At 60.9% G+C, this 20,057-nt stretch carries 16 protein-coding genes and 1 pseudogene; 11 read left to right on the top strand and 6 right to left on the bottom strand.

The genetic code is table 11. From position 1 onward, the window contains the following. Positions 1–4: 4 nt before the first annotated feature. Genes AC1DKH_RS17170 through AC1DKH_RS17145 form a run of 6 tightly spaced genes read left to right on the top strand, consistent with a single transcriptional unit; the run spans position 5 to position 7,255 of the window. Entirely contained in the window at positions 5–1,762 is a 1,758-nt protein-coding gene (locus tag AC1DKH_RS17170) for a carbamoyltransferase family protein (RefSeq protein WP_477753620.1), read from the top strand. Continuing rightward, positions 1,746–2,876: a glycosyltransferase gene (locus AC1DKH_RS17165; RefSeq protein WP_477798742.1), complete on the top strand. Its 1,131-nt coding sequence runs from the start codon at positions 1,746–1,748 to the stop codon at positions 2,874–2,876. The genes AC1DKH_RS17170 and AC1DKH_RS17165 overlap by 17 nt, the downstream gene beginning before the upstream one ends. After that, complete coding sequence (locus AC1DKH_RS17160; RefSeq protein ID WP_477798741.1) at positions 2,876–3,772, top strand: antimicrobial resistance protein Mig-14; 897 nt, start codon at positions 2,876–2,878, stop codon at positions 3,770–3,772. Before AC1DKH_RS17165 ends, AC1DKH_RS17160 begins: the two co-directional genes overlap by 1 nt. Positions 3,773–3,780: 8 nt before the next feature. Further along, positions 3,781–5,223, top strand: a complete 1,443-nt coding sequence (locus AC1DKH_RS17155; RefSeq protein WP_477798740.1) for a PIG-L deacetylase family protein — start codon at positions 3,781–3,783, stop codon at positions 5,221–5,223. Beyond that, a complete protein-coding gene (locus AC1DKH_RS17150) occupies positions 5,220–6,374 on the top strand; it encodes a glycosyltransferase family 4 protein (RefSeq protein ID WP_477753616.1) in 1,155 nt (384 codons plus the stop codon). Before AC1DKH_RS17155 ends, AC1DKH_RS17150 begins: the two co-directional genes overlap by 4 nt. Continuing rightward, positions 6,371–7,255, top strand: a complete 885-nt coding sequence (locus AC1DKH_RS17145; RefSeq protein WP_477798739.1) for a glycosyltransferase — start codon at positions 6,371–6,373, stop codon at positions 7,253–7,255. Before AC1DKH_RS17150 ends, AC1DKH_RS17145 begins: the two co-directional genes overlap by 4 nt. Before the next feature lie 68 nt (positions 7,256–7,323). Here AC1DKH_RS17145 and AC1DKH_RS17140 read toward each other — a convergent pair whose 3' ends face one another. Both AC1DKH_RS17140 and AC1DKH_RS17135 read right to left on the bottom strand, forming a co-directional pair. After that, complete coding sequence (locus AC1DKH_RS17140) at positions 7,324–8,547, bottom strand: acyltransferase family protein (protein ID WP_477798738.1); 1,224 nt, start codon at positions 8,545–8,547, stop codon at positions 7,324–7,326. After that, positions 8,547–10,409, bottom strand: coding sequence for an O-antigen ligase family protein (locus AC1DKH_RS17135; RefSeq protein ID WP_477798737.1), 1,863 nt, complete (start codon positions 10,407–10,409; stop codon positions 8,547–8,549). The genes AC1DKH_RS17140 and AC1DKH_RS17135 overlap by 1 nt, the downstream gene beginning before the upstream one ends. A 154-nt stretch (positions 10,410–10,563) precedes the next feature. Between AC1DKH_RS17135 and msbA the strand changes: the two genes are divergently transcribed. The 3 genes and pseudogenes from msbA to hldE all read left to right on the top strand — a co-directional run bounded on the left by msbA (position 10,564) and on the right by hldE (position 14,160). Continuing rightward, positions 10,564–12,366, top strand: a complete 1,803-nt coding sequence (msbA, locus tag AC1DKH_RS17130; protein ID WP_477763687.1) for a lipid A export permease/ATP-binding protein MsbA — start codon at positions 10,564–10,566, stop codon at positions 12,364–12,366. Positions 12,367–12,470: 104 nt separating this feature from the next. Next, positions 12,471–12,701 (top strand): annotated as a pseudogene (locus tag AC1DKH_RS17125) (adenylyl-sulfate kinase); the annotation flags it as partial. 37 nt (positions 12,702–12,738) lie between these two features. After that, positions 12,739–14,160 (top strand): bifunctional D-glycero-beta-D-manno-heptose-7-phosphate kinase/D-glycero-beta-D-manno-heptose 1-phosphate adenylyltransferase HldE, encoded by a 1,422-nt coding sequence (gene hldE / locus AC1DKH_RS17120; protein ID WP_477753926.1) that lies wholly within the window; start codon positions 12,739–12,741, stop codon positions 14,158–14,160. 109 nt (positions 14,161–14,269) lie between these two features. Here the strand turns inward: hldE and AC1DKH_RS17115 are convergent, their stop codons facing one another. The 4 genes from AC1DKH_RS17115 to AC1DKH_RS17100 form a co-directional block, all read right to left on the bottom strand. Then, a complete protein-coding gene (locus tag AC1DKH_RS17115; RefSeq protein WP_477760291.1) occupies positions 14,270–15,238 on the bottom strand; it encodes a metal ABC transporter ATPase in 969 nt (322 codons plus the stop codon). A gap of 32 nt (positions 15,239–15,270) precedes the next feature. Continuing rightward, entirely contained in the window at positions 15,271–16,083 is an 813-nt protein-coding gene (locus AC1DKH_RS17110; protein WP_477798736.1) for an aldo/keto reductase, read from the bottom strand. Next, positions 16,080–17,255, bottom strand: coding sequence for an NAD(P)/FAD-dependent oxidoreductase (locus AC1DKH_RS17105; protein WP_477798735.1), 1,176 nt, complete (start codon positions 17,253–17,255; stop codon positions 16,080–16,082). Before AC1DKH_RS17105 ends, AC1DKH_RS17110 begins: the two co-directional genes overlap by 4 nt. Before the next feature lie 147 nt (positions 17,256–17,402). After that, on the bottom strand, positions 17,403–17,735 hold the full coding sequence (locus AC1DKH_RS17100; RefSeq protein ID WP_007977444.1) for a DMT family transporter: 333 nt from the start codon (positions 17,733–17,735) through the stop codon (positions 17,403–17,405). Positions 17,736–17,838: 103 nt separating this feature from the next. Between AC1DKH_RS17100 and AC1DKH_RS17095 the strand changes: the two genes are divergently transcribed. Then, on the top strand, positions 17,839–18,741 hold the full coding sequence (locus AC1DKH_RS17095) for a LysR family transcriptional regulator (protein WP_477753922.1): 903 nt from the start codon (positions 17,839–17,841) through the stop codon (positions 18,739–18,741). 11 nt (positions 18,742–18,752) lie between these two features. Continuing rightward, positions 18,753–20,030: a lipid IV(A) 3-deoxy-D-manno-octulosonic acid transferase gene (gene waaA, locus AC1DKH_RS17090; RefSeq protein ID WP_477798734.1), complete on the top strand. Its 1,278-nt coding sequence runs from the start codon at positions 18,753–18,755 to the stop codon at positions 20,028–20,030. Positions 20,031–20,057 lie beyond the last annotated feature (27 nt).

Genomic DNA, 20,057 nt, shown 5'->3' with positions numbered 1-20,057 from the left:
CCCTGTGGCATTGACGATTCTTGGCCTGTCCGGCGCCCTTAGCCATGATCCTTCCGCAGCCCTGTACATCGACGGCAAGCTGGTCGCGGCGGCTGAAGAGGAACGCTTCGTACGCGATAAACATGCAAAGAACCGCATGCCCTACGAATCGGCGAAATTCTGCCTGGAACAGGCTGGCATCAAGCCGTCCGATGTCGACGTGGTAGCGATCCCGTTCGCCCCGATCAGTCTGTTCGGCAAGGCCCGCTGGCAGTACGCCAAGCGTTACTGGTACGCCCCGGACCGCGCCCTCGACGCGATCCTGATGGGCAACCGTCGCTACAAGCGCTATCGCAACAAGATCGTCTGGTGCCTGGAGCAACTGGGCTTTGATCCGAAGAAGATCAAGATCGAGCCGGTCGAACACCACCTGGCCCACGCCTCCAGCGCTTATCACTGCTCCGGTTTCAAAGAGAAAACCGCGATCCTGGGCATCGACGGCAAGGGCGAGTACGCCACGACCTTTTTCGGTTACGGTGAAAACGGCAAGATCCACAAGATCAAGGAGTTCTTCGATCCGGACTCCCTCGGCGGCCTGTACGGCGCGATCACCGAGTTCCTCGGTTTCGATATGCTCGATGGTGAGTTCAAGGTCATGGGCATGGCGCCGTACGGCGACGCCAGCAAATACGATTTTTCGCGACTGGCTTCGTTCGAAAACGGCGAGTTGGTAATCAACACCGACTACGCCAACGTCATCGGCCTGCGTCGCTACAAAGAGAAGGGCAAGGGTTACTACTTCTCGCCGAAGCTGATCGAGTGGCTGGGTCCCAAGCGAGAAGGCGACATCGCCGACGAGCCTTACATCCACTACGCCGCGAGCATTCAAGCGCTGTTCGAAAAAATTGCGCTGCAGATGATCGACTACTACCTGGGCGACGTGCTCAAGGAAACCGGCAAACTGGCCTACGCCGGTGGCTGTGCGTTGAACGTCAAGCTGAACCAGAAAATCATCGCCCGCGACGACGTCAAGGAGCTGTTTGTTCAGCCTGCCTCCGGCGACGCCGGTACCGCGGTGGGCGCGGCAGCCTATGTGTCTCACGCCCGTGGCGTACCGGTCGAGAAGATGGAACACGTCTACCTCGGCCCGTCGTACAGCAACGAAGACGTGATCGCCGCGTGCGCCCGTCACGCCAACAAGCCGACGTGGCGCAAGCTCGACAACATGCCGGAGCAGATCGCCAAAATCATGGTCGATGGCAACCCGGTGGCCTGGTTCCAGGGCCGCATGGAGTTCGGTCCGCGTGCATTGGGCGGTCGTTCGATCATCGGTTGCCCGAGCATTGCGGGCGTGGCTGACCGGATCAACCACCAGATCAAGTTCCGCGAGCGCTGGAGGCCTTTCTGCCCGTCGATGCTCGACACCGTGGCGCCGCAGATGATCAAGATCGATCACCCGGCTCCGTTCATGACCTTCACCTTCGAAGTGGCGGAAGAATGGAAAACCCGCGTGCCGGAAGTCGTCCACGAAGACGGCACTTCCCGCGCCCAGGTACTCAAGCGCGAATACAACCCGCGCTACTACGACATGATGAAAGCGCTGGAAGTGCTCACCGGCAACGGCGTGTCGCTCAACACCTCGCTCAACCGTCGCGGCGAACCGATGATCTGCTCGCCGACCGACGCCCTGAACATGTTCTTCGGTTCGGATCTACAGTATCTGATCATGGAAGACATCCTGGTGGTCAAAGAGGGCGCGAACGCCTATGACACGTTCGGCTGAACGCCATGTGCTGCAGTTCTGCCACGGCTATGACGGGCCGTTCCTGGACTGCGCACGGCAGTACGCCAGCCTGTTCGCGGGGACCGGTTATCGAGTGACCACGGTGTTTCTCACCGGGGTTGCCGATGCCGAAGTCGCCGCGGGTTGTGCTTGCGATGAAGTGCTATTCATGGAGTACAGCTCCAAGGCCATTCGTGGCCTGAAGCTGGGGGCCATCGGCGATCTGCGCAAGATCGTCGCGTCGCGCAACTTCAGTTTCTGCATCGCTCACCGCTTCAAGCCGATCTATATCGCCTTGCTCGGCACGTCGTTGCCGGTGATTGGCGTGCATCACGCTTTTGACGATTACAAGCGTGGTAGCCGCAAACTGTTCGCGCATATTTTCCGCAAGCGTTTGAGTCTGCTCGGTGTGTCCGACGCCGTGCGCGACGACATGCGCAATTGCCTGCCGAAGTGGCCGGCTTCGCGGATCCAGACCCTGTACAACCGTATCGACGTAGATGCCTTGCAAGCCTCGCAGGTGTTGGCTCGCGAGGCCCGGGAAACCCTCGGGCTGGCGGCGGATGCCTGGATCGTCGGCAACGTCGGACGGCTGCATCCGGACAAGGACCAGGCCACGCTGTTGCACGGTTTCGCCGAGGCGTTGCCGGGGTTGCCGGCCAACAGTCAACTGGTGATTCTCGGTAAGGGGCGTCTGGAGGAGAACCTCAAGGCTCAAGCCCGGGAGCTGGGTATCGGTGACCGGGTTCTGTTTCTCGGTCAGGTGCCTGATGCGCGCAACTACTTCCGGGCCTTCGATGTGTTTGCCCTGAGCTCCGATCACGAACCGTTCGGCATGGTGCTGCTGGAGGCCATGGCCGCTGGTGTACCTTTGCTCGCAACGGCGTGCGGCGGAGCGAAAGAAGTGGTCGAAGGCGTGGGCATCCTGTTCCCGTTGGGCGATGCCGAGCGTCTGGCCCAAGGGCTGCAACATCTGGCTGGCATGGATGATCAGCAACGCCGACAGTGTGCCGAGTTAATGCTCGAGCGCTTGCGCGAACGCTTCTCCGATTGCGCGGTACGCGATGCTTTCTGGCATTTGCCGCATGTTACCGAACTGGCACAGAGGGGCTGATGCTCAACCGATTTCAAGGCTGGCGCGAGCGTGGCTGGGCGGTAGTCGACGGCTCGACATACGCCGAAACCTGGCAACGTTATGGCGGCAGTGTCGCGACTCATCCCATGGTGGTCGAGCGGCTGGCGCAACTGGCTGACATTCCGGTGCGTTACCTGGCCTGGGTGCAGGGCGATGAGGTCAAGGCGGCGATCCCGACCTGGGGCCGCGACTTGGCCTTGTCCAAGGACGTGCTCAAGCGTCGCGGCAAAAAAGGTCTGTTCGATCTGGGCAACGCCGAGATCATCCTGCCGGCCGCTGCCGATGCCCAGGTGCCTTTGCGCCATCGCGCGCGGTATCTGTCGGCGCTGAACGAAGGCCGTTTCACTGGCATCAGGTTGCAGACCGAGCAACTGGCCATGGCCCGTACCCCCGAAGAGCTGTCGAAAAAGTTTCGCTATAACCAGCGCCGCGAGTTGCGCTTGCTGGAAGAGGCCGGTGGCGTGGTTCGACCGGTGTCCGAATTTTCCAGCTTCGATCTGGCGGCGATTTACTGCGACCTGTTCCAGCGCCGCTGGGGTTTCCCGGCGACGGGTGCCGAGCGCATGGCCGAGGTCATCGAGTTGCTGCGCGAGTTGCTGATCGGTTCGGTGATTTTCCTCAACGATGCGCCGATTGCGATTCAACTGGTGTACCGCGTAGAAACCACGCAGTGGATCAGTGTCGAGTACATCAACGGCGGGGTCGATCCACAAACCCGTGAGTTCAGCCCCGGCAGCGTGCTGAGTTTCCTCAATACGCAAAGCGCCTGGGAGCATGCCCGGGCGCAGGACAAACCGTTGCGCTTTTCCTTCGGTCGCGCCGACCGTGAATACAAGGATCGCTGGTGCAACCCCGTGCCGGTCTTCACTGTATGAGCCAAGCCATGAGCCGCAAACAGCAACTGCTCAAGCGCCATCGGCGCAATAAACGCATAGGCCTGTTGATTGCGCTGGCGTTGTTGATCGTCATCGGTGTTCTGGTGGCCTGGTGGTTGCCGCTGGTGCTGGCGGTTCTGGGCTGGATTGCCCACGAAGCCTGGTTTGCCGACCATCTGTTCTACTCAGCGAAAGACGATTACCAGTACAGCTTTCCCCCGTACACGCCACAACCCAAGGTGCACCTGAGCGGTGAACATTTGCGGCTGGACGAGGGCGTGATGTTGGTCGACGACGCGACGCTGGTGCTGGCCCTGCGGGTAAAGAGCACCTGGCTGGGACGATTTATCGATCCGGTGGTGGAGTTGGCGGGTGGCGAAAACCCTGACCGACAAACCTTCGAACGGGGCGTGAACGGCCTGCGTTACCTCAATCTCAGTGGTCAGGCTCAGGCGTTGTCGCGCGGTGACCTGCGCTTGCGCGGGCGCTTCTGTCGCGTGTTTGGTGAGCCCGTGCTGTGGGCGTTCGAACATCCGGATTACCGACGTCAGCGGGTGATGGTCATCGCCCCCCACGCCGATGACGCCGAGCTGGCGGCCTACGGTTTGTACAGCCAGGCCGACGAAACCTGGATCGTCACGCTGACAGCGGGTGAAATCGAAGCCGAACACTATCAGCAGATGGGCCTGAACAAGGTCGATGCGGCCCGCTTGAAAGGCCGTCTGCGCACCTGGGACAGCATCGCCGTGCCACGTTGGGCCGGTGTGCCCGAGGCTCACTGCGTACAACTGGGTTACTTCTGTCTGCAACTGGCGAACATGCAGGCCGCGCCTGCCGTGGCGGCGGGATCGCGGGAGGCGGATATGAGCGACACCCGGCTGTTCCGCCGGTTGAATCCTTTCGCGCTGCCTGGCGATGCCGATGGTGCGCCGACCTGGAACAATCTTCTGGCGGATCTGCGTGAGTTGCTGCTGCGGGCCCGGCCCGAGGTCATCGTCCTGCCGCATCCGACCCTCGATCCGCATCCCGATCATGTCTGCGCCCAGGCGGCAGTCCTCGAAGCCTTGCAAGGCCTGGACTGGCAGCCGGCCACGCTATTGGGCTATGCCAACCACCTGCACGACAACGACCGCTGGCCGATGGGCGATACCGGTGATGGCATCGCCTTGCCGCCTGCCTTCGATTCGGCCCGGCCGATGCAGCCTTATTGCCTGCCGATACCGCTGGAGCAACAGCGAGACAAAGCCATGGCGTTGGGCATGATGCACGACCTGCAACCGGCGATGCCGTTCAAGCGTCGCTTGCGTCGGTTGATCCAACGGTTGTTGGCCGGCCGCTTGCCGCCCACCTATGGCCAGAACGAATTCTTTCGCAAGGCAGTCCGGCGCCACGAGCTTTTGTGGTCCCTCAAGCACACACCAGGCAATGTTTCTCAGCGGGGAGAGTTATGAGTCAGCGGTCAAAGGTCCTGCAGCTGCAGCCTGACTACAACGTCAAAGCCCATGATTTCGCCGACCTCGCGGAGCAAATCGTCAAGGCCCTGCCCAGTGATCGCTATGAAGTGACCGCCGCGTTTCTGCGTGGCAAACCCGGGCCGGGCGAAGCAGTGAGCCGAGCCGACCGTTCGGTGTACTTCGAGTTTTCCGACAAGTCCCTCAAGGGCATGCGCCTGCGGGCCATGTGGCAGCTGTACAAGTTCTGCCGCCGGGAAAAATTCGATGTGGTGATCTGCAACCGCTTCAAACCGGTGAACATGATGCTGGCGCTCAACCGCTGGTTGAAAGTGTCGTTGTGCATTGGCATTTCCCACGGCTTTGGCGAGTACGACCGCTTTTACCGTCGCCGCCAGACCCAGCGCCTGATTGATCGTCACTGGCGCTTCGTTGGCGTGTCGCCTGCAGTGAAACAGTATCTGCTGGACTGTGACTGTGGCTTCACCGACCAGAATACCTACGCCATCACCAACGCCATCGACATCGAGCAAGCCGAAGGTCTGCAACACAGTCGTGAAAAGGCCCGTGAACTGTTGGGCATCGATCCGTCGGTGCGGTTGATCGGTGCGTTGGGGCGACTGGTGCCGGTCAAGGGCCATATCTATTTGCTGCAGGCCTTTGCCGCGCTCAAGGACAAATACCCGAATACCCAACTGGCGATCATCGGTGCCGGCCGCGAAGAGTCGCGCCTGGCCGCGGAAATCGACCGCCTCGGCCTCAGCGGTCGTGCCCATTTGCTGGGGTTCAAGGAAATCGCCCTGCAGTACATTCGCGCTTTCGATATCTGGACCATGCCCTCCCTGGCCGAAGGCCTCGGGCTGGCGCTGCTTGAAGGCATGAGCGGGCATTTGCCGGTGATTGCCTCGAACGTGCCGGCCATGTTGCCGCTCATCGAGGGCGCCGGTGGCCTGGCGATTACACCGAAGGATGTGCCGACGCTGCAGGCGGCGCTGGACACCTACCTCGGGCTGTCGGATGACGAGCTCAAGGCCAAGGGTGAGCAGGCCTTCCGTTATCTGCAGCAACACCATGACATCGAGGAGTTCCGTCGGGAATACCTCAATCTGATCGACTCCGGCCTGGAACAGGCCCGCAAGGAACAGCCATGAACGACGCGCAACCCATCGTCACGGTCATCATCGCGTCGTATAACCATGCCCCTTACATCGAGGAAAGCATTCTCAGCGTCCTCAACCAGACCTACCGGAACATCGAGTTGCTGGTGGTCGACGATGGCTCGAAAGATGACAGCGTCGAGCGGATCAAGGCGCTGCAGGTCATCCATGGTTTCGATTTCCGGGTGCAGGAAAACCAGGGGCTGACCAACACCCTCAACGGTGCGATTGCCCGGGCCAAGGGCAGCCTGATCGTGCCGTTCGGTTCGGATGACATCATGCTGCCGGAGCGAATCGCCACCCAGGTCGCTCATATGGACGGCAAACCCGAGGTCGGCATTTGCGCCGGCAACATCGAACTGATCGATGCCGACGGCAATCTCTACCCCGAGAAGCGCCAGCGCCGGGATGTGCCGTTCCGTCGCCTGGACTTCGATGACATGTTCCTGGAGCGCAAGCCCTATCCACCGGCACCCACGCTGATGATTCGTCGCGAAGCTCTGGACAAGGTGGGCGGTTTCGACCCGACCATTCGCCTGGAAGACTTGCTGATCGAGTTGAAGGTGACCCATGCCGGTTACTTCATCGACGGTCTGAATGTGTTGATGGCGCGTTATCGCAAGCACGCCACCAACTCCTACAAGAACCACCGCTTCATGATCGACAGCATCCTGCGCACCTACGCGCTCTTCAGCGATCACCCGCTGTATGACGAGGTGCGCTACAAGTTTCTCAATTCCATGTTCCTCAAGACCGCCAATCGTGATCGCAAGCTGGCGCGGGAGTTGCTGGCGCAGATTCCGTTCAAGGCCTGGAGCAAGAAAACCTGGCGTGGGTTGGGCCGGATGTATTTCTCACGGTTGGAGAAAGACTGAGCCATAGGCTGGATTCAAGGGGGGTGGACGACGTGGCATTGTTCGCGGTGACATGCCTCGACGATTGCTCAACGTTGTTGAACCGTCTCCTCCAAAAGTTCTTTCCTCGGTTTCCTGTTCTGGCGTAACCAGTGCAGGGTTTTCTTGCCGGCATTGATACCGGGCTTTTCGATGTGCAGGTAGGTCAGGCTGCTGATGATGATCAGCAGGCAACTGCACACGGCCAGCAACGGCAGGAAGACCCACACTTCCCTGGCGTCAAGATGCAATACCGGCGGCAGTCGCTGCACCAGTATCCAGAGCACGAAACCGTGCAGCAAATACGTGCTGTAGCTGATTTCCCCTAGCCAGCGAATGCTGCGTGGTCTCAGGGCGCCGAACAAGGTGTTGCCGGACGCCACAATCACAAAAAACAGTGAAAGCAGCAGCAGCGCTCCCGGATTGAATGCCCGGTTGAACGCCGTAAAGGCGATCGCCAATGCGATCAGGGCGATGATGCCCGCCAGCGGAGAGAGGCTCCAGGCGACCCATTGTGGACGGCGAACCCAGTACGCCGCAGCGATGCCACCGAGGAAACTGGCCAGGTAGTGCTTCTTCAGCGAGTGTTCCCAGCCGACCACCTGGTACAGGGTGTAGATGCCGATCAGGCACAGCACTGTCTGCATCCAGCCGCCGCGATAAATGAACACCATGGCGGCCAGTGGCAGGGCCAGGTAGAAAAACACTTCATACCCCAGCGTCCAGGTGACGTTGGAGATCAGCATGCCGGTCTGGTGGTACTGGTTGACGTCTGGCCGGTCGAAGATCAGCCAGGCCAGGGTCTGGCCAATGAGCTGGGTGCCGGAGTCCTTGAGTTCCCAGTCCTGCAAATAGAACACACAGACAAACACGGTCAACATCAGCGGCAGGTAGAGCGGGTAGAGGCGAAATAGCCGAGATACCGCAAATGCCAGCCAGTCGTGTTGCCGCCCGTGGGTGAGCAAGCGGTCCCAGAACAGAAAGCTGGTGATCATGAAAAAGAGGGCGACGCTACCCTGGCCGAGCTGCGAGTAGAAGTTGCTCGGCGGAAAATCGATCACGCCGGTTTGCAGAAAGATCCAGGTAATGATCGAGTGGTGCACGAACACGCCGAAGGCCAGATACCCGCGTAAGCCGTCGATGCCGGCAAAGCGGCTTTCGCCGCAATGCTCCAGCTGTCGGGTGAATCTCGGCACGCGGTGCAACAGTAGCGCAGCGGTCGCGATGGCGAGCAGGTAGGCCATCATCGCGATAAGGGGGTTGGTTTCTATCATCAGTGAGCCTGGGCCGAAGGACTCCCGGCCAGCACGTGTCTGTGCAAATTATCCACGTCGGCTTTCGAAGCCGCCGCGGCGTATCCCTGCAGCAGCGCTTCGAAGTGATCCTCGAACAGCCAGTGCCGATCTGATGCGTAGCGTTGCATGTGGCGCAGATTACGCCGCCGCAGCGAAGGGCTCAACGATGAAGGGTAAATTCGCAGGTCGGCCAGGTCGATCAGGCCGAACTCGCCGTCCTCCAGCACCAGCACATTGCCCAGGTGCAGGGAGCGGAAGTAGACCCCTTGCTGATGCAGTTGGGCCATGAATTTGCCGAAGCGCTCCACCAGTGCCTGGCGCACCGCCGGGGCGGTGATGCCTTGCAGGATCTGGCGCAGCGTGTTGCCCGGCAAGGGAGAGTAGTGCACAGCGGTGCTGCCGTCTTCGAACCGGTAGAGGTCGAGGATGTGCGGTGTCGGGATGCCCATGCTGCGCAGTTGCACGCTGTTGACGGCAAAACGATCGGAGTAGGGCGTGAAACTGCCCGAGGTGTACCAGCGGCGACGGCGGAACAGCTTGAGAAAGCTGCCATCGGTCAGGCGCAGGACTTTGGGGCCCAAACCATCTTCTTCGATGACCCGGGCATCGACAGTCAGCTGTTGCAGGGCGCTTGGCGTCGCGGTCTTGATCGGCATGTCCAGCAGGCGCCTGGCCCGTTGATTGATGCTCAACGCGGCAATCAGTGCCAACGGGATCCACAGCAGGAACCAGTGCTCCTTGGGGCGAGAGATAATCCCGCCACCTTCGGTCAGGCCTGCACCGATACCGAAGGCCAGCCAGGCGGAGGCAATGATAAACAGCGGTTGCACGCGATGGCGCCGGCTGCTGATGAAGCTCCACGCAAGGAAGAACAGCCATGGCAGCAGGCCGATAATGCCGACGTAGTAGAGCACGCCCAGGGCGAAGCTATGGGGCTCCTGAAGGAGGTAGCCGGCGCCGGGGTCCAGGCTCAGTCCGGCGTTGTAGCCGTGCCCGATCCATGGATGTTCAGCGATCCTGTCCAGGGCCAATTGCCAGAGTTCGATACGGAAGGAACTGCCTCTTTCGAGGATCTTGTCCGCAAACAACGCGAAAGTCGCCGTTCCTGCAATGAGCATGGAACCAAGCATGAAGACCGGGCGTCGATTCCAGCAGATGTAACACAGCCACAGCGCAGCCAGCGTCAGTGCAACCAGTGGGGTCCTGGAGCCGGTGGCCAGGACGGCGGCGAACATGATCGCCATCGCCGGTATGCTCAACCAAAGTACCTGGTGTCGCTTGCAGGTCATGCTCAGGCTCAGCCAGTAGGTACAGAAAAAGCCGAAAACGTGGGAGCTGAGCAGTGGATTGTCGAACGCACCTACTCCGATCAGGCGCATTTCCGGTTGGTAGATCAGACCGAACCTGTACAGGTTGTAGACAGTGGCGACCAGCGCCACAATCGCGGCGCAGAACAGCAGGGGCTGAATGATTTCGCTGCGATAGCGCACCAGCAGGTAGCAGCCAACGAACAGAAACAGGGTATGCAATGGCGGTTTGAACTGACCAAAGTCGATGTCGTTGCCTGGCCCCCAGCACAGGCTGAGCAGTGCCCACGCCAGAAACAACAGGGCTGCAATGACGATCGGTTCGTGCAGCAGTTCTTTGCTGAGCCGCGGACGCAGGCACAGCGCAATCAGTGCCGGAATGCTGAACAGGCCATAGTAAAGCTTGTGATGCACACTGCGCCCTGGCAGGAAAAACAGTGCACAAAGCAGCAATAAATAACCGAGCGGAAGGATCCACAAGCAAATGAAATCGAAGATTCTATTGGACGTGCTGTTCAACGCGTTTAATTGCATGCTGAGTAACTTATTCCTGAATTGAGCGAGCGTACCAAGGCAGGGACATTTGGTGGCTATTTGACGCGCCACAATACACAGACTGTATGCGATTGCCAGAACCCTGGGGAAGCTGTGCTAAAGTCAGCGTCCTTTTTATCGACAATCGCGTGATATGACCGACTCCAGTCTCTGCGCAAGCCCATCGAGCTTGAAAATCTACTTCCGTCTGCTCGGCTATGTCCGGCCGTACATCAGCCTGTTCCTGATCAGCATCGTCGGTTTTCTGATTTTCGCTTCTACACAGCCAATGCTGGGCTACATCCTCAAGTACTTCGTCGACGGTCTGTCCAACCCTGAAGCGGCGCTGTTTCCAACCGTGCCCTACCTGCGGGATCTGCAACTGCTGCAGGCGGTGCCGTTGTTGATCATCCTGATCGCTGCGTGGCAGGGATTGGGGTCGTACCTGGGCAACTACTTCCTGGCCAAGGTTTCCCTGGGCCTGGTCCATGACTTGCGGGTGCAGTTGTTCAACAACCTGCTGGTGTTGCCAAACCGGTATTTCGACAAGCATAACTCGGGGCACCTGATTTCACGTATCACCTTCAACGTGACCATGGTCACGGGGGCGGCAACGGATGCGATCAAGGTCGTAATTCGTGAAGGCATGACGGTGATCTTCCTGTTTGCCTCGCTATTGTTCATGAACTGGCGCCTGACGCTGGTCATGGTCGCCATCCTGCCGCTGATCGCCATCATGGTGCGCACCGCCAGCAAGAAATTCCGCAAGCAGAGCAAGAAAATCCAGCTGGCCATGGGGGACGTGACGCATGTGGCGTCCGAAACGATCCAGGGTTATCGCGTGGTGCGCAGCTTCGGCGGTGAAAAGTACGAAGAGAAACGCTTCTTCGACGCCAGCCAGGGCAACACCGACAAGCAATTGCGCATGACCCGCACCGGCGCCATCTACACGCCGCTACTGCAATTGGTGATCTACACCGCCATGGCCGTGCTGATGTTCCTGGTGCTGTTCCTGCGTGGCGATGCGTCCGCCGGCGACATGGTGGCCTACATCACCCTGGCCGGCCTGCTGCCCAAGCCGATTCGCCAGCTGTCCGAAGTCAGCTCGACCATCCAGAAGGGTGTGGCCGGTGCCGAAAGTATCTTTGAACAACTGGATGTCGCGCCCGAAGTCGATACCGGCACCGTCGAGCGTGACGTCGTCAGCGGTCGCCTGGACGTGCGCAACCTCAGCTTTACGTACCCTGACACCGAGCGTCAGGTGCTCAATGACATCAGTTTCTCGGTCGAGCCCGGGCAAATGGTGGCGCTGGTGGGGCGTTCGGGCAGCGGCAAGTCGACCCTGGCCAACCTGATTCCGCGTTTCTATCACCACGACAAGGGCGAAATCCTCATCGATGGCGTCGAAGTGGAACAGTACAAACTGTTGAACCTGCGTCAGCATATCGCCCAGGTGACCCAGCACGTGACCCTGTTCAGCGACACCGTGGCCAACAACATCGCCTATGGCGACCTGGCTGGCGCACCCCGTGAAGACATTGAAAAGGCGGCCAAGGACGCCTATGCAATGGACTTCATTGCTCAGTTGCCTGAAGGCCTGGACACCCAGGTCGGGGAAAACGGCGTGCTGCTGTCCGGTGGTCAGCGCCAGCGCCTGGCGATTGCCCGGGCATTGTTGAAGAATGCTCCGCTGCTGATTCTCGACGAGGCGACTTCGGCACTCGATACCGAGTCCGAGCGGCATATTCAGGCAGCCCTGGATCAGGTCATGAAAGGTCGCACCACGCTGGTGATCGCTCACCGCTTGTCGACCATCGAGAAGGCCGACCTGATCCTGGTCATGGATCAGGGGAAAATCGTCGAGCGCGGCACCCATGATCAACTGCTGGCGCAAAACGGCTACTACTCGCGCCTCAACGCGATGGGCCTCGACGCCCCGGCCGAAGACATCGCCTGACCGCGAAAGGGCGAGCCTGGCTCGCCCTTTCGCGCACCCGACGTGCAACGCGTCCGGTGATTTGTATCCAGACCTTCACGCTTCTTGACCAAGCCGGAATTCATCCCATGGGTTTGTATCGGGCTGCCCGGGAAGGCCGGATCAAGGATTTCACCGGCATCGACAGTCCCTACGAGGCGCCGCTGCATGCGGAGTGTGAAATCGATACGCAGGCGATGGAAATGAGCGACGCGTGCCGTCGTCTGGCGGGTTTTTTTGCTCAAAAAACGAGCAATAAAGCCCGGCGAATAATCCGGTTGCAGCCACCGCACAAGCCGACACCAACCCTGTGTTAATATCGCGCCCCTGTTCATTCTGTATGTGGGTTGCACCATGAAGTTGTCCATGCCGCGATTCGATCAAGCCCCCGTCTTGGTGGTCGGCGATGTCATGCTCGACCGTTACTGGCATGGTGGTACCTCACGGATTTCTCCTGAGGCGCCGGTGCCGGTGGTCAAGGTCGATCACATCGAGGACCGTCCGGGCGGCGCTGCCAACGTTGCCTTGAACATTGCCGCCCTGGGGGCCCCGGCCTCGCTGGTCGGTGTAACCGGCGACGATGAAGCCGCCAACAGCCTGGTCAACAGCCTCAAGGGCGCCGGCGTGCGGGCCATCTTCCAGCGCATTGCGCACCAGCCGACCATCGTCAAGCTGCGGGTCATGAGCCGTCACCAGCAATTGCTGCGTATCGACTTCGAAGAACCCTTCGCCACTGACGCGCTGGCGCTGGCCGTGCAGGTCGATGAGTTGCTCGAAGGCATCAAGGTGCTGGTGCTGTCCGACTACGGCAAAGGCGCGCTGAAAAACCATCAGGCGCTGATCCAGGCCGCCCGTGCCCGTGGCATTCCGGTGCTGGCCGATCCCAAGGGCAAGGATTTCTCGATCTACCGCGGTGCGAGCCTGATCACGCCGAATCTCAACGAATTCGAAACCATCGTCGGTGGTTGCGCCGATGAGCACGAATTGGTGAGCAAGGGCGCGCAGTTGATGCACGACCTGGACCTCGGTGCCTTGCTGGTGACACGTGGCGAGCACGGCATGACCTTGTTGCGTCCGGATCACCCGGCGCTGCACTTGCCGGCCCGTGCCCGTGAAGTGTTCGACGTGACCGGTGCCGGCGATACGGTGATATCCACTCTGGCGGCCGCGATGGCCGCTGGCGAAGAACTGCCTCACGCGGTGGCTCTGGCCAATCTGGCGGCCGGTATCGTGGTCGGCAAACTCGGTACGGCGGCCATCAGTGCGCCGGAACTGCGTCGTGCGATTCAGCGTGAGGAAGGTTCCGAGCGTGGAGTGCTGGGCCTTGAGCAGCTGTTGCTGGCGGTCGACGATGCCCGCGCGCACAACGAGCGGATCGTGTTCACCAACGGTTGCTTCGACATCCTGCACGCCGGTCACGTGACCTATCTGGAACAGGCACGGGCCCAGGGCGATCGCCTGATCGTCGCGATCAACGACGATGCATCGGTCAGCCGCCTGAAAGGGCCGGGCCGTCCGATCAACAGTGTCGACCGGCGCATGGCGGTACTGGCCGGTCTGGGTGCGGTGGACTGGGTCATCAGTTTCTCGGAAGGCACTCCGGAAAACCTGCTGAGCGCGGTCAAGCCGGACGTGCTGGTCAAGGGCGGCGACTATGGGATCGACCAGGTGGTCGGCGCGGACATCGTGACGGCCTACGGCGGTACCGTGAAAGTGCTGGGGCTGGTGGAAAACAGCTCGACCACGGCGATTGTCGAGAAGATCCGCAAGTCGTAGGAGCTGGCGTAGCCTGCGATCTTTTCCGGTAGCCTGGGGATCGTAAAATCAAAAGATCGCAGCCTGCGGCAGCTCCTGCATGGAGTACGCAGGCTGCGATCTTTTGCGTTTAAGAGCTTACCTTTTTACGCGGCACGATTTTCTTCAGCAGCAATTTGGCCTTGCCGCGCAACCGCGCCAGGCCTGAATCCTTCCCTGGCGGGGTCAGACCCTGCTGCCTCACCCAGTCCTTCCAGCGAATTCGCTCGTCGCGAACCAGCCAGCCTTCCTGTTGGGCGAAACTCTCGGCCAGGTATAGTCCGCGCGTGCTGGCCGGGTACAGCTGATCCTTTTTCAAGGTGTAGAGCTCAGCCATCGGGTGGCCGTCCTGCAAGGGCATCAAGTACAGATCGGGGCGCTTGCGGTCGAGGCGGGCGACGAGTTGATCGCCTTCCAGTCTTTCATCGACATGGAACAGGCTCAGGGATTTGGCTTCCCTGGGAACGTCCAGGCGCAAGTCGTAAATCAGTTGCAGTGACGCCGTTGGCAAATGCACGTAAGCCCGCGGGCGCTCTATCAGCATCAGGTTGGCGCAACGTACCGGCCGCGCCGAGCCGGACAGTGGCGACAAGCGAAACGGCAGGGCTTCACGGTAATGCAGGGCGGCCGAGTAGGGCGTCGGCAGCCAGGTGTCATTGAACCGCCCACCGAGCCAGCCTTCCGGAGTTTCCAGCAGACATTCTTCGGCAATTTCCTGGATCGCCGTGTGCAAGGGCAGGTTCAGCTCATGGGCCGGCACGTAGCCGGAGATCAGCTTGAGCACCACATCGCCACGGTCCTGCCGGCGTTGGCGCACCAGCACCCAATAATCGCGATTCTGCCAATGCAGGGTCAGGCGCACCGAAACCCCGAGGTTGGCCAGCTCCAGGGCAAACCGTTCGCTGTCGCCGACCGTCACCGGCCGACGACGTTGCAGGGTCTGGGAGAAATTCAGCGGCCTGCCGACGCTCTGATAAGTCAGGCCTTCGGGGGTCGCTTCGACGAATAACGGCAGGGTCTTGAAGTTGCTCGGGTTCTTTCTGATGAGCGTACGCGACATGTCGGCTCCTGCTTAAGGCCGCGTGGGCGGCGTCAGTGGCTACGTAGGACCTGGGCAACGGTCGCGACATTGTGGGCGAGGTGCAGCGGATTGATGGTCCCGACAATAGCACTGGCAACACCCGGATGTTCAAACAACAATTCGAAACTGGCGCGCACCGGATCCACGCCCGGACTCAGGCAGACATGACCACTGGCGAGGGCTTTCTTGACCAGAATGGCTTTGCCGTGTGCAGCAGCATAGTCAATGACGGCCTTCTCGTTTTGTTCGTTCAGATTGTAGGTGACCATCGCGCAGTCGCCTTGCTCCAGTGCCTTCAGGCCACCGTCGACGGTTTTGCCGGAAAAGCCGAAACCGCGAATCTTGCCTTCGGCCTTGAGCGCGGCGAGGGTCTCGTAGACTTCGCAGTCATTGAGGATCGCCAGGTCGTTACCATCGGAGTGCACCAGCACCAGGTCGATGAAATCCGTTTCAAGACGTTGCAGGCTGCGTTCCACCGACATTCGAGTGTGTGCGGCGCTGAAATCGTGACGGGACTGGCCGTCGGCAAACTCTTCACCGACCTTGCTGACAATCACCCAATCCTGACGCTGACCGCGCAGCAACGGGCCGAGGCGTTCTTCGCTGCGACCATAGGCCGGGGCGGTGTCGATCAGGTTGATGCCCAGGTCGCGGGCGAGTTTGAGCAGCATGCGAGCTTCAACGTCATCGGGAATCCGGAAGCCGTTGGGGTACTTCACCCCTTGGTCGCGGCCCAGTTTCACCGTGCCCAGGCCCAAGGGTGAAACCACCAGGCCGGTGCTGCCCAGCGGGCGATGCAAGTCGTGCAGGGTCGGTTGGCTCATGGCAGCAGTTGCTCCCAGGCCGGTACGCCCATCGGCGGCTTCGGTAATTCAGGCAGTGCTGCTGGGTGGCTTGGCTGGATACCGTCGCGGGTCAGGCTGGCGATCACGCGGTCGGCGAAGTCCGGCGCCAGGGCGAGTTTGGTCGGCCAGCCCACCAGCAGTCGCCCCTCCTCGGCCACAAAGGCGTTGTCGGGACGGGTCAGGCCTGATTGCAGCGGTTCGGCGCGATCCACGCGCAAGGTCGCCCATTGCACCGTGCTCAGGTCGATCCATGGCAGCAATTGGCCGAGTTCTTTCTGTGCGGTGGCGATCTGTTCGGCGGGCTCACGGGCCACGCCTTCAGATTCCGCGATATCGCCGCCCAGATACCAGACCCATTGGCCATCCGCCGCCGGGTGCGTGGTCACGGTGATACGCGGTTTGGTGCCGCCGCCCAGACAGTGGGCGTACAGCGGCTTGAGGCTCGGCCCCTTGGCGATGATCATGTGCAACGGACGGCGCTGCATGGCGGGCTGGCTCAGACCCAGTGCTTCAAGCAATGCCGCCGTCCCGGCACCGGCGCTCAGGACGATGCGCTGGGCACGGATTTCGCGCTCATCCACCTTCAGGCCGACCAGCACGCCACTTTCCAGCAACGGCTCGATTCTCTGCCCGGCGAGCAAACCATCTCCCGCCAGATCGGCCAGGCGCTGGATCAGGCTCGGCACATCGACCACCAGTTCCGCCAGGCGATAGACCTTGCCCTTGAAGCGCTTGTCTTGCAGGGCTGGCGGCAATTGCTCGCCCTTGACCTGATCGACGCGACCGCGCACGGCCTTGCTGGCAAAGAAACTGGTGAGGTTGCCGGCAAGGGTGCCGGGGGACCACAAGTAATGGGCTTCGGACAGCAGGCGCACGCCGGACAGATCCAGCTCGCCATTCCCTGCCAATGCTTCACGCCAACGGCGCGGCATGTCGGCGATGGCTTCCGAGGCGCCAGTCAAGGCGCCATGCAGCGCGTATTTGGCGCCGCCGTGGATGATGCCCTGGGACTTCACACTCTGCCCGCCGCCGAGGCTGGCACTTTCCACCAGCACGGTCGAAAAACCCTGGCGGCGCAGGCGCGCGTTCAGCCAGAGGCCGGCGACACCAGCGCCGACAATCAGAACGTCGGTGGAAATAACGGATGGCATGCAGCGACCTCTGTGTTCAAGACGAGGGCGCAGTATACAGATTCATGGATTGGAGCTGAGACGGGAAAAGGATCGCAGCCTGCGGCAGCTCCTACAGGTGGGCTCGGTCTGCCTTTGTAGGAGCTGCCGCAGGCTGCGATCTTTTTATCAATGCCCGGCCGTCTTGGAGAAGAGCTGGATGACCACGACGCCCAGCACAATCAACGCCATCCCCAGCATCGCCGGCACGTCCAGCTTCTGCCCATAGATAAACAGCGCTGCAACGCTGACCATCACGATCCCCATGCCGGCCCACACGGCGTACGCCACGCCCACCGGAACGCTGCGCACCACCAGGGTCAGCATCCAGAAGGCAATGCCGTAGCCGAGGATGACCAGCACCAGCGGCAGTGGGGTGCTGAGGCCCTTGACGGCTTTCATCGAAACAGTGGCAATCACTTCGGCGCAGATGGCAATGGCCAGGTAGTAGTAAGCGGTCATGGGTCAATCCTCGTGTGAAGTGTTGCTCTCTGAGGTCGGCATTCTAGTGATTCGCCAGATGCGGTAAAGTCATTACCTATCTGTTTGAGAGATGGGTTGAGCCATGAGCATGCAATGGAATCTGGAGCAGCTGCAGTTGTTTGTCAGCGTAGCGGAGCAGCGTTCGTTTTCTGCCGTGGCGCGGGATCAGCGCAAGGCGCAGTCGGCGGTCAGCAGTTCGATAGCGTTGCTGGAAGAAGACCTGGGTGTCAGCCTGTTCGACCGTAGCAGCGGGCGTCAACCGAAGCTCACTGAAGCCGGTACCGCTTTGCTGGACGAAGCGCGGGAGGTGTTGCGCCAGTGCGAACGGCTAAACGGGCGGGCATTGGCGATGATGCGCGGCCAGGAGGCACGACTGCGTGTGGCGCAGGATGAAGCGATGCCTTATCAGCCGATCATCGAAAGCTTCGAGGCCCTGGCGGACAAATTCCCCAGTCTTGAAGTGCAACTGACCAGCGCCGCCCAAGGCGAAGTCGCGCGCAAGCTGGTGGAGCGGCGTGCCGATCTTGGGCTGCTGTTCTTTCACGATCAGATTCCCGAGGCACTTGAACGGCGGGTGCTGGGCAGCGTGGAAATGGTCACGGTGTGCGGCAAGGATCATCCGTTGGCGCGTAAAGGCGCAGTGGACAGCCAACAATTGGCGCAACATCGGCAGTTGCTGATGTCCACGGAGTCGAGCATTTATCCCGGCAGTGATCCCGCCAGCCCGCAAGTCTGGCGCGCCGACAGTTTCTATGTGATGGCCGAATGGCTGGTGCGTGGCCTCGGCTGGGCCTGGTTGCCACGCCACGTGGTGCAGTACCCGACTTATCAGAATCAGATGGTCGAACTGGTCAGCGAATGGACCCCGCCGGCCCTGGTGGTGGAGCTGGTATGGCGCCGGGATGAGCCGCTCGGTCCGGCCGCGCGCTGGCTCGCCGAACGTTTTGCCGTGCACTTGCAGACGATTGGCGAAAAAAGCCGATAAACTCCGCCGCCATGAATAGAACTCTCTACACCGCGCTGTTTTATCTGGGGCTGCCATTGGTAGCGATTCGGCTTTGGCTGCGCGCACGCAAGGCGCCTGCCTATGCCAGGCGCATCGGCGAACGCTTTTCCTACGGGATGCCGGCGATGAAACCGGGCGGCATCTGGGTGCACGCTGTGTCGGTGGGCGAAAGCATTGCTGCCGCGCCGATGATCCGCGCCTTGCTGGCGCGTTATCCGAATCTGCCGATCACCGTGACCTGCATGACCCCGACCGGTTCGGAACGCATCCAGGCACTGTTCGCCAATGAGCCGCGCATCCAGCACTGTTATCTGCCCTATGACCTGCCTTGCGCTGCCCGGCGTTTCCTCGATCGGGTCCAGCCGCAACTGGCGGTGATCATGGAAACCGAGCTGTGGCCCAACCATATCCATCAATGTGCCAAACGCGGGATTCCCGTGGCGTTGGCCAATGCGCGGCTGTCCGAGCGTTCGGCCAGGGGATACGGCCGGTTCCCCAGGCTGACCCGGCCGATGCTGGCCGAGATGAGCCTGTTCGCGGTGCAGACCGAAGCCGAAGCCCGACGCTTGCGCGACCTCGGCGCGCGAGTGGAAACCGTCGAAGTGACCGGATCGATCAAGTTCGACCTGACCATCGACCCGCAACTGCTTGAGCGCGCCAGCCAATTGCGCGGGCAATGGCAGGCGCTGGAACGACCGGTGTGGATCGCGGCCAGTACCCATGACGGCGAAGACGAGGTGGTGCTGGCGGCCCATCGTCAGTTGCTGGTCACTCACCCCGATGTCTTGCTGATTCTGGTGCCGCGTCATCCGGAACGCTTCAATTCGGTGTACGGGTTGTGCCAGCAACAAGGGTTTGCCACGGTCCGGCGTTCCAGCGGCGATGCGGTCAGTGCGAATACGTCGGTGCTGCTGGGCGACACCATGGGCGAGTTGCTGTTTCTCTACGCCCTGGCGGACAGTGCATTCGTCGGCGGCAGCCTGGTGCCGAATGGCGGGCATAACTTGCTGGAGCCGGCGGCCCTGGCTAAACCGGTATTGAGCGGGCCGCATCTTTTCAACTTCCTCGAAATCGCCGCGCAGTTGCGCAGTGCCGGGGCGTTGCAGGAGGTGGAGGATGCCGAAGGGCTGGCGGTGGCGGTGCAACGGCTGTTCGAACTGCCGCGAGATGCGCAGCGCATGGCAGAGGCCGGGTTGAACGTGATGCGCGCCAATCAGGGTGCATTGCAGCGGTTGCTGGACGGGTTGGGGCGGTTGATCGAAAGGTAGACCGAATGGTCGGACAGAAAAAGATCG

The organism is Pseudomonas sp. 05L36 (assembly GCF_056398125.1).
This window is presented reverse-complemented; position numbering and strand designations above follow the sequence as displayed.